At 71.8% G+C, this 10,147-nt stretch carries 7 protein-coding genes; all 7 read right to left on the bottom strand.

Annotated elements, in window-relative coordinates; translation table 11 throughout:
* Window positions 1-722: 722 nt before the first annotated feature.
* The 7 genes from ACIQNU_RS25725 to ACIQNU_RS25695 all read right to left on the bottom strand — a co-directional run bounded on the left by ACIQNU_RS25725 (window position 723) and on the right by ACIQNU_RS25695 (window position 10,070).
* Entirely contained in the window at window positions 723-2,069 is a 1,347-nt protein-coding gene (locus ACIQNU_RS25725; protein ID WP_401370733.1) for an MFS transporter, read from the bottom strand.
* A 96-nt stretch (window positions 2,070-2,165) separates the two neighbouring features.
* Entirely contained in the window at window positions 2,166-2,780 is a 615-nt protein-coding gene (locus tag ACIQNU_RS25720) for a TetR/AcrR family transcriptional regulator (protein ID WP_401370730.1), read from the bottom strand.
* A 48-nt stretch (window positions 2,781-2,828) separates the two neighbouring features.
* On the bottom strand, window positions 2,829-3,842 hold the full coding sequence (locus tag ACIQNU_RS25715; protein ID WP_401370728.1) for an agmatine/peptidylarginine deiminase: 1,014 nt from the start codon (window positions 3,840-3,842) through the stop codon (window positions 2,829-2,831).
* 11 nt (window positions 3,843-3,853) lie between these two features.
* Entirely contained in the window at window positions 3,854-5,536 is a 1,683-nt protein-coding gene (locus ACIQNU_RS25710) for an urease subunit alpha (RefSeq protein WP_401370725.1), read from the bottom strand.
* A gap of 338 nt (window positions 5,537-5,874) precedes the next feature.
* Complete coding sequence (ureA, locus tag ACIQNU_RS25705) at window positions 5,875-6,561, bottom strand: urease subunit gamma (protein WP_401370722.1); 687 nt, start codon at window positions 6,559-6,561, stop codon at window positions 5,875-5,877.
* 1,034 nt (window positions 6,562-7,595) lie between these two features.
* Window positions 7,596-8,681 carry a branched-chain amino acid aminotransferase gene (locus tag ACIQNU_RS25700; protein WP_401370718.1) on the bottom strand — a complete coding sequence of 362 codons (1,086 nt, stop codon included), beginning with the start codon at window positions 8,679-8,681 and terminating at the stop codon, window positions 7,596-7,598.
* A gap of 348 nt (window positions 8,682-9,029) precedes the next feature.
* Window positions 9,030-10,070, bottom strand: coding sequence for a 3-isopropylmalate dehydrogenase (locus ACIQNU_RS25695; RefSeq protein WP_401370715.1), 1,041 nt, complete (start codon window positions 10,068-10,070; stop codon window positions 9,030-9,032).
* Window positions 10,071-10,147: the final 77 nt, after the last annotated feature.

Here is a 10,147-nt window from a genome sequence, read left to right as displayed (position 1 = left end):
CGCAGCAGAGTCGGGGGCGAGGGCAGCCCGGCGCCAGGAGCGAACCCCCAAGAGGGTCGGAGGCGAAGGGCGGCCCGGCGCCGGGAACAGGCCCCCGCGGGGGTCGGAAGGAAGGCGCGCCCGCCGCCGGGAGCAGGCAGCAGCGGGGGCCAATGCCAGGGGGCGGGGTCAGCCCCTTGCCGGGGGCAGGGCCGAGACGCAGGGCGGGTGCGGAGCGAACCCGGCGCCGGGGGCCGGGCCGCAGCAGAGTCGGGGGCGAGGGCAGCCCGGCGCCAGGAGCGAACCCCCAAGAGGGTCGGAGGCGAAGGGCGGCCCGGCGCCGGGAACAGGCCCCCACGAGGGGCGGAAGCGAAGACCCACCCGACTCCGGAAGCAGACCCCCACGAAGGGCGGAAGCGAAGACCCACCCGACTCCGGGAGCAGACCGCAGCGGGGGCCCAGCCCAATGCCGGGGGGCGAGGTCCAGGGGGCTTCTCATGGATCTCTGCGGCGTCGCGGCGCCCGGCACGCTCCCCCACGCTCTTCGAGCAGGGGGACCCCCACTCGCCGCACCGGGCGAAAGCCCACGTACGCCCAGTACGCGGACTTCCGCCCGGCACTCCCCCAAACTGGGCCGCTGCGGGCCTCAAAGGGGAAGCGGGCCCCCGCCGCCGGAGGCGATGGCTCGCCCGGCTCCGGGAGCTGGCCGCAGTGGGGGCCCTGGCCAATTCCGGGGGCTCGGTCTAGCCCAGTGCCGGGGGTGGGGTCGGGGACGGAGTGGGTGTGGGGGTGGGGGGCGGGGGGCTTGCCCCACTGATTGCCTTCAGGTCCAGGTTCCTTGTTTCCCTCATCGTGACGTAGACCACCAAGGACACCGCCGCGCAGCCCGCCACGTACCAGTAGAAGCCTGATTCGATGCCCGCGTTCTTGAACCACAGGGCCACGTACTCCGCCGTGCCGCCGAAGAGGGCGTTGGCGATGGCGTACGGGAGGGCTACTCCCAGGGCGCGGATGCCGGTGGGGAACAGTTCCGCCTTCACGCAGGCGTTGATCGACGTGTAGCCGGTGATCACCACGAGGGCCAGCAGGGAGAGGCCGAAGGCGGGCCAGAAGGAGCCCGCGTGCTTCAGGAGGGTCAGGATCGGCACGGTCAGCAGGGTCGAGCCGATCGCGAAGGTGATCAGCAGCGGGCGGCGCCCGATCCGGTCGGAGAGCGCGCCCGCGAGCGGCTGGAGGCAGGCGAAAACGGTCAGCGCGCAGAACGAGACCAGGGTCGCCGTCTCCTTGGAGAGCCCCGCCGAGTTGGAGAGGTACTTCGTGAGGTACGTCGTGTACGTGTAGTACGCGAGCGTGCCGCCCATGGTGAGGGCGATGACGAGGAACGCCTCCCGCTTGTGCCGCAGCAGCGCCTTGATCGTGCCCTTCTCCTCGCCCGCCGCGATGCCCGAGTCGGCGGACTCCTCGTACACCTCCGTCTCCAGCATGGTGCGGCGGAGGTAGAAGACCACGGCGGCGCCGAGCGCGCCCACGATGAACGGGATGCGCCAGCCCCAGCTGTGCAGGGCGCCGTCGGAGAGGGTGCGCTGGAGCACGATCAGCAGGCCGAGGCCCAGGATCTGGCCCGCGGTCATCGACACGTACTGGAAGCTGGAGGCGAAGCCCCGGTGCCTGGGGTCGGACGCCTCGGTGAGGTAGGTGGCGCTGGCCGCGTACTCGCCGCCGACCGAGAGGCCCTGGAGCATCCGGGCGATCAGAAGGACGACCGCACCCCCGTAGCCCGCGACGGCATAGGTGGGGGCGGCGGCGATGAGGACCGCGGACGCCGACATCAGGGTGACGGTGAGGGTCAGCGCCGCCTTGCGGCCCTTGCGGTCACCGACCCGGCCGAGCAGCCAGCCGCCGACCGGCCGCATGAAGAACCCGACGGCGAAGATGCCAGCGGTATTCATCAGCTGGGCGGTGGGGTTGCCGCTCGGGAAGAAGGAGCCCGCGAAGTACGTGGCGAAGCTCGCGTACACGAACCAGTCGAACCACTCGACCATGTTGCCGGCGGAGCCGACCCAGATCTTCTTCCACTGCTCTCGTCCCATGACCGGCCACCGTGCCGGAACGATCACCACCGCGACAAGGACGCCGCACGCAACGATCGGGCGTACTTACGTGCGTTGTGGTCATGGCCGTCCCCGCTACGCGCGCGCCTGCGGGGTGAGCGACTCGTCCAGGAACTCCCGTACGTGCGTGAGGATCTGGGCCCGGTCCGTACCGCGCAGGCCGATCGCGACATGGATGCTGAAGCCGTCGAGGAGGGCGCGGACGCGGGCCGCGAACCGGTCCGGGTCGACCGGCGGGAACGCGCCACTCGCGACCCCCTCGGCGAGCAGCGCGACGAGGTCCCGGTGCCAGGCGCCCTCGATCCTGGCCTGTCGGTCACGGCCGTCCTCGTCGGCGTTGAGGGAGCGGTTCCAGACCTCCAGCCAGAGGGTCCAGTGCGGGTCGCGGTGGCCGTCGGGAACGTACAGGTCGACGTACGCGTCGAGGCGTTCGCGTGCGGTGCCGGGGCCCGCGAGCAGGCGCGCGCGGACCGTGCCGAGCCGGCCCTCGCTCCACTCCAGTGTGCGCAGCAGCAGCTCGTCCTTGGTGCGGAAGTAGTAGAGGAGATGGCCGCTGCTCATGTCGACCTCGCGGCCCAGGGCGGCCATGGTCAGCTTCTCCAGGCCCCGGTCGGCGATCATCGCCATGGCGGCGGCGAGTACGTCCTCGCGCGGCGGCGCGTGCTTACGGGCACGGGCGGTACCGGCCATCTGCTCCTCCTGGTCCCCTGATCCCTGATCCCCTGGTCTCCTGGGGCGTCAGACCTGCGGCTGCTGCTGGGTGATGCAGTGGATGCCGCCGCCGCCCGCGAAGATCGTACGGGCGTCGACCAGGTTCACGGTCCTGGCCGGGAACAGTCGTCGGAAGATACCAGCGGCCTCCTCGTCGCGGGGGTCGTCGAAGGCACACAGCACGACGCCGTCGTTGCAGAGGTAGTGGTTGATGTACGAGTAGTCCAGCCAGCCGTCGTCGTCGGCGAGGACGGTCGGGGCGGGGATCTCGACGATCTCCAGGGCCCGGCCGCGCGCGTCCGTGCGGCCCCTGAGCAGGCCCGCGATCTCCTGCGTCAGCTCGTGGTCGGGGTGGGCCGGATCGGGCTGGGAGTGCACCATGACGATGCCGGGCGCGGCGAACGCGGCGACGATGTCGACATGGCCCCGGGTGCCGAACTCGCCGTAGTCACCGGTCAGTCCGCGCGGCAGCCAGATCGCCTCGGTGGTGCCGATCCGGGCGTGGATCTCGGCCTCGACCCGCTCGCGGGTCCAGCCCGGGTTGCGGTCCGGGTCGAGCTGCACGGTGTCGGTGAGCAGGACGGTGCCCTCGCCGTCGACATGGAGCCCTCCCCCCTCGTTCACCAGCGGGGAGGAGTGGACCCGTACGCCCGCGAGGTCGGCGACCTGCCGGGCGATCTTCGCGTCGTGCTCCCAGCGCGCCCACTCCTGGGCACCCCAGCCGTTGAACGTCCAGTCCACGGCGGCGAGTTCCCGTCCGTCGTGGACGAAGGTGGGACCGATGTCCCGCATCCACGCGTCGTCCAGGTCCCGTTCCACGACGTCGACGCCGGGTCCGAGCAGGTCGCGAGCCGTGCGGCCCTGTCCGGTTCCGGCGATCACGGTCACGGGTTCGAAGCGGCGCACGGCGCGGGCGACGGCGGCCCAGGCGGTCCGGGCCCCGGCCAGTTCGCCGTCGTCGGCGAAGGTCGGGTTGGGGCCGGGCCAGGCCATCCAGGTGCGCTCGTGCGGGGCCCACTCGGCGGGCATTTGAAAGGTCACGGGGTCGGTCCTCAAAGGAAGTAGAGGCGGTTCAGGGAGACGGAGTCGGCGGGTTCGGAGCGGACCGGGTCGCCGTCGAGGGTGACCATGCCGGTGCGCCCGTCGACGTCCACGGAGCCGGTGCGGGAGTTGAGCCGGAGGTCGGCGGGGCCGATGCCGCGGGTGCCGCGCACGGCGACCCGGCGGCGCCGGGTGGGCATCCGGTCGTCGTCCTGCCCGGCGGCTGCCGCGGCGACGAAGGCGACGGAGAGGTTGGCGGCCGTGGCGCCGTGCGCGCCGAACAGGGGGCCGAGGACGAGGGGTTCGCAGGTGTCGGTGGCCGCGTTCGGGTCGCCGGTGACCCCGTACGCCGGGAAGCCCGCCTTGAGGACGAGCTGCGGTTTGGCACCGAAGTACTCCGGGCGCCAGAGCACCAGGTCGGCGAGTTTGCCGACCTCGATCGAGCCGATCTCGTGCGAAAGGCCGTGCGCGATGGCCGGGTTGACGGTGAGCTTGGCGATGTAGCGCAGCACGCGCGCGTTGTCGTCGTCGGGCCCGTCGCCGTCCATCGGGCCCAGCTCGGCCTTCATCTTCCCGGCCAGCGCGAAGGTACGGCGGACGGTCTCGCCCGCGCGGCCCATGCCCTGCGCGTCGGACGAGGTGATGCCGATGGCGCCCAGGTCGTGCAGGACGTCCTCGGCGCCCATCGTGCCGGCGCGGATACGGTCGCGGGCCATCGCCGCGTCGCCGGGCAGATCGGTCTTCAGGTCGTGGACCGAGACGATCATGCCGTAGTGCTCGGCGACGGCGTCCCGGCCGAACGGCAGCGTGGGGTTGGTGGACGAGCCGATGACGTTCGGTACGCCCGCCATCTTCAGGACGTTCGGTACGTGGCCGCCGCCGCAGCCCTCGATGTGGAAGGCGTGGATGGTGCGGCCTTCGAGTACGCGGAGGGTGTCCTCGACGGAGAGGCATTCGTTCAGTCCGTCGCTGTGCAGGGCGACCTGGACGTCGTGGTCCTCGGCGACCCGCAGCGCGGTGTCCAGGGCGCGGGTGTGGGCGCCCATGTCCTCGTGCACCTTGAACCCGCAGGCGCCGCCCTCGGCGAGCGCTTCGACCAGGGGCGCCGGGTCCGACGACGAACCGCGCGCCAGGAAGCCGATGTTGACGGGCCACGCGTCGAAGGCGTTGAACGCGTGCCGCAACGCCCACGGCGAGTTGACGCCGACGCCCCAGACCGGGCCGAACTCCTGGCCGATGATCGTGGTGACACCGGAGGCGAGGGACGCCTCCATGATGCGCGGCGACAGCAGATGGACATGGGTGTCGACGGCTCCGGCGGTGGCGATCAGCCCCTCACCGGAGACGATCGTGGTGCCGGTGCCGACGACGACGTCCACCCCGTCGAGGGTGTCCGGGTTGCCGGCCCGCCCGATCCCGGCGATCCGGCCCTCGCGGATACCGATGGACACCTTGCGGATGCCCTGCACGGCGTCGATGACGACGACATTGCTGACGACGAGATCGCAGGTGTCACGGACGGCGGCGGCCTTCAGATGCAGCCCGTCGCGTGCGGTCTTGCCGAATCCGGCCAGAAACTCGTCGCCGTACCGCTGCGAGTCCGACTCGACGCGGACGACGAGCCCGGAGTCACCGAGCCGGATACGGTCACCGGCTCGGGGGCCGTGCACGGATGCGTAGGCGTACGGGTCCATCAGCGAGCCACCACCCCGAGATACCCACAGGCCACCGCACGCCGCAGAGCCTCTTCCTCCGCACCGGGCGCGTCCAGCGGGCCGCCCACAGATGCGTACGCGTACAGCTCCATCACCGACCCCCCGCCCCAAGACAACCGCAGGCCACCGCACGCCGCAGAGCCTCTTCCTCCGCACCGGACACGACCAGCGGGCCGCCCACAGATGCGTACGCGTACAGCTCCATCACCGACCCCCCGCCCCAAGACAACCGCAGGCCACCGCACGCCGCAGGACCTCTTCCTCCGCACCGGACACGACCAGCGGGCCGCCCACAGATGCGTACGCGTACAGGTCCATCAGTGGGCCTCCGCCCCGAGATACCCACAGGCCACCGCACGCCGCAGAGCCTCTTCCTTCGCGCCGGGCGCGTCCAGCGGGCCGTCCACGAGTCCGGCGAAGCCGATCGCGACCCGGTCGCCGCCGATGGGCAGCAGTCCGGCGTCGGCCGTCTCGCCGGGGCCGAAGCGGAGCGAGGAGCCAGCGGGGACGGCGAGGCGCATGCCGTAGGCGGCGGCGCGGTCGAAGTCGAGGCGGGGGTTGGCCTCGAAGAAGTGGTAGTGCGAGGTGACGGAGACCGGGACGGTGGCGGTATTGGTGACGGTCACCGTGGTGACGGCCGCCGGCTCGGCGTGCACGGGACCGGGAAGCAGAGCACCGGGCGCGCCACCCCCGAGATACCCGCCCCCGAACGGGTCGCTGACGACAGCAAGCCGCGACCCGTCATCAAAAACGGCCTCGACATGGACCTCGGTCACGACATCGGCGACACCGGGCAGCACGTCGTCGGGGCCGAGGACCGCGCGGGCCCGCTCGATGGCCTCAGCGAGCCGCGCCCCGTCCCGGGCCGCCTCGCACACGGTGTCGGCGACGAGAGCGGTGGCCTCCGGCACATTGAGCCGAAGCCCGCGCCCCCGCCGGGCCCGCGCCAGCTCGGCGGCCCCGAACAACAACAACCGATCCCGCTCGGTAGGCGTCAGCCGCACAGGCGCACCCCTCTCGTTAGAACACCACTCTAACCACAAAAGCTAGAGCAGCACTCAAACGACAGGCCGAGGGGGGAGGGCCGGGGTCACGACTGACGGCCGTTCGACCCCGCGGAGTGACCAGCGCACAGTCGCGCCGGAAAAGCGCGACCCACCGGGCCAGGCCAGGCCGGCTCACCGCCCACAAGACACGTCGACCTACCGCCCGCAGGACGTCATTTGCCAAGGGAGCAGCCCGAGGGGCACCCCGAGAGGGCCGCTGCCGCAGGGCACTTCCTCTCCGCGACGACGGAACCCGGCGACACCGACTCCAACCCCGCCAGGACAGCCACTCGCAGGACACCTCTTCCCCGCCCCGCCAGGGGAAAGCCGCCCGCAAGGCACCTCCTCTCCCCCACGACCGCACGCAGCCACCACGACGGAAACCGGCGACACCCACCCCAACCCCACCAGGACAGCCACCCGCAGCGCACCTCTTCCCCACCCCGCCAGGGAAGCATCCGGCAGGGCTCGCTCCATCCACCCCGGCCGGGGGAAGCCCCCCACGCCACTCCCCACCCACCCCGTCACAGGAAAGCCGCCCGCAGGGCACCTCCTCTCCCCCACGACCGCACAACCACCACGACGGAAACCGACGGCGCCGAACCGCCCCCAGAGCACGCCGCCCGCAGGGCACCTCCCCGCCACCCCGCCAGGGAAGCCGCCCGCGCGCCACTCTCCCTCCACCCCAGCACCGGAAAGCCGCCCGCAGGGCACTTCCCTTCCGCCACGACAGCACGCAGCCACCACGACGGAAACCGGCGACGCACACCCCACCAGGACAGCCGCCCGCAAGGCACCTCTTCTCCACCCCGCCAAGGGAGCCGCCCGCAGGGCACCCTCCCTCCACCCAGGCACCGGTAAGCCGCCCGCAGGGCACCTTTCTCCGCCGCCACGGCCGGCAACCACGACGGCGGAAACCGGCGGTGCCGAACCGCCCCCGCCCGCAAGGGCTTCCCGCCGCCCGCAGGGGGCGCGCCCCGGGGGGCTGGGCGTCAGCCCAGGTCGTGCATCCAGCCGTGGGGATCGGGGGCCGCCCCGGACTGGAGCTGGAGCAGCGCGGAGCGCAACCTCATCGTCACCTCGCCCGGCTCACCCGTCCCCTGCACCCACTCCCCCACCCGCGACTTCACCGTACCGACCGGAGTGATCACGGCCGCGGTCCCGCAGGCGAAGACCTCGGTGAGCGCACCGCTCTCGGTGTCCCGCCGCCAGTCCTCCGTGGAGATCCGGCCCTCCTCGGCCGTGTACCCGAGGTCACGGGCGATCGTGAGGAGCGAGTCCCTGGTGATCCCGGGCAGCAGCGACCCGGTCAGTTCGGGCGTCACGATCCGGTCCCCGTACACGAAGTACAGGTTCATGCCGCCCATCTCCTCGACCCACCGGTGCTCCAGCGCGTCGAGCCACACCACCTGGTCGCAGCCCTCCGCCGCGGCCTCCTTCTGCGCGACGAGCGAGGCGGCGTAGTTGCCGCCGGTCTTCGCCGCGCCCGTACCGCCCTTGACCGCGCGCACGTAGTCGTCGGACAGCCAGACCGAGACGGGCTTGACCCCGCCGGGGAAGTACGCGCCGGCGGGGGACGCGATGACGATGAACAGGTACTCACTGGCCGGCCGCACGCCGAGGCCGACCTCGGTCGCGAACATGAACGGGCGCAGATACAGCGACTGTTCGCCATGGCCCGGCACCCACGCCTTGTCCTGGCGCACCAGCACGTCGCACGCCTCGACGAAGGTCTCCACCGGCAGCTCCGGCATGGCCAGCCGCCGCGCCGACGCCTGGAAGCGCTCGGCGTTGGCGCGCGGCCGGAAGGTGGCGACGGAACCGTCGGGCCTGCGGTACGCCTTCAGACCCTCGAAGATCGTCTGCGCGTAGTGGAGGGTCATGTTGGCCGGGTCGATGGAGAGCGGCGCGTACGGGACGAGCTGGGCCTCGTGCCAGCCGAGCCCCTCGGTCCACTTGATCGTCACCATGTGGTCGGTGAAGTGGCGGCCGAACCCCGGGTCGCGCAGGATCGCCTCGCGCTCCTGCGCGGACAGCGGGTGGGCCGAGGGCTTCAGCTCGATCGTGGGCGTCGTCATGAGTGGTTGTCCTTCGCCGTAGGTGGTGAGGGCCGCGCTCGCGCGCGTTCCGGCTCGGTCCCGGACCTGTCCGGTAGTAGGACGTCCGAGCTTCCCTCCGGACCGCGGCCCACGTCCGATTATCGCCCGTGGGTCACCGTGTCCGGAACACCGGGGAGTGCGGCCCGGGGGGTGTCCGCCGGATTCGGCGGGCGCCCCCTGGTGGTCGATGGTGGCACCTGGAGGCCGCATGGGAGCAGCCGCCAGGCCCCTGAGGGATCCGGCGGCTTCTGAGGTTCCGGGGGTGTGCCCCGGGGGTTCCGGGGCAGGCCCGGGACGTCGGTCGCCGGATCAACCGGCCTCGCCGGATCAGCCGGCTACTCGTGCGGCGAGCGCGTCACCGATCGCGTCAGTGGTACGCGGGGTGCCGTCGCGCTCGGCGAGGTCGGCCGACACGGCGTCCTCGATACGGACGGCCTCGGCCTCGTGGCCGAGGTGCCGCAGCATGAGCGCGACCGAGAGGATCGTGGCGGTCGGGTCGGCCTTGCCCTGGCCCGCGATGTCGGGCGCGGACCCGTGGACCGGCTCGAACATCGAGGGGAACGCGCCCGTCGGGTTGATGTTCCCGGACGCGGCCAGGCCGATTCCGCCGGTCACGGCGGCGGCGAGATCGGTGAGGATGTCGCCGAAGAGGTTGTCGGTGACGATGACATCGAAGCGCTCGGGCTGGGTGACGAAGAAGATCGTCGCGGCGTCGACGTGCAGATAGTCCGTGGTGACGTCGGGGTACTCGGCTGCGACCTTGTCGAAGGTGTTCTTCCAGAGGTGACCGGCGTAGACGAGGACGTTGTTCTTGTGGACCAGCGTCAGCTTCTTGCGGGGCCGGGCGTCGGCGCGCGCGAAGGCGTCCCGGACGACGCGCTCGACGCCGTACGCGGTGTTGACGCTGACCTCGGTGGCGACCTCGGCGGGCGTTCCGGTGCGCAGCGAGCCGCCGTTGCCGGTGTAGGGGCCCTCGGTGCCCTCGCGGACGACGACGAAGTCGATCTCGGGGCGGCCCGCGAGCGGCGTCGCGGTGTTCGGGAACAGCTTCGACGGGCGCAGGTTGATGAAGTGGTCGAAGGCGAACCGCAGTTTGAGGAGCAGGCCCCGCTCCAGCACGCCGGACGGCACGGACGGGTCGCCGATCGCGCCGAGCAGGATGGCGTCGTGGCGCTTGAGCGACTCCAGCTCCGCGTCCGGGAGGGTCTCCCCCGTGCGGTGCCAGCGCTGTGCGCCGAGGTCGTACTCCTTGGTCTCCAGCTTCACATCCTGCGGGAGTACGGCGCTGAGGACCTTGAGCCCCTGGGCGACGACCTCCTGGCCGATACCGTCACCGGGAACCACTGCGAGATTGATGCTGCGAGACATGTCGGGCACCCTACTCCGCGTCCCATGGGATGACATACGGAGTCCACCATGCGGACCAGCGGCGCGGGTGGCGGGGC

It is taken from the genome of Streptomyces sp. NPDC091292 (assembly GCF_044757265.1).
Taxonomy (GTDB): Bacteria; Actinomycetota; Actinomycetes; order Streptomycetales; family Streptomycetaceae; genus Streptomyces.
Note: the sequence above shows the minus strand (reverse complement) of the source record. Positions and strands in the feature narration are given on the sequence as shown.

What these genes read in the sequence shown, in the direction of transcription:
- ACIQNU_RS25700 (WP_401370718.1), bottom strand. Translation starts at nt 8,681, where the DNA reads ATGACGACGCCCACGATCGAGCTGAAGCCCTCGGCCCACCCGCTGTCC.
- ACIQNU_RS25710 (WP_401370725.1), bottom strand. Translation starts at nt 5,536, where the DNA reads ATGGACCCGTACGCCTACGCATCCGTGCACGGCCCCCGAGCCGGTGAC.
- ACIQNU_RS25695 (WP_401370715.1), bottom strand. Translation starts at nt 10,070, where the DNA reads ATGTCTCGCAGCATCAATCTCGCAGTGGTTCCCGGTGACGGTATCGGC.
- ACIQNU_RS25720 (WP_401370730.1), bottom strand. Translation starts at nt 2,780, where the DNA reads ATGGCCGGTACCGCCCGTGCCCGTAAGCACGCGCCGCCGCGCGAGGAC.
- ACIQNU_RS25725 (WP_401370733.1), bottom strand. Translation starts at nt 2,069, where the DNA reads ATGGGACGAGAGCAGTGGAAGAAGATCTGGGTCGGCTCCGCCGGCAAC.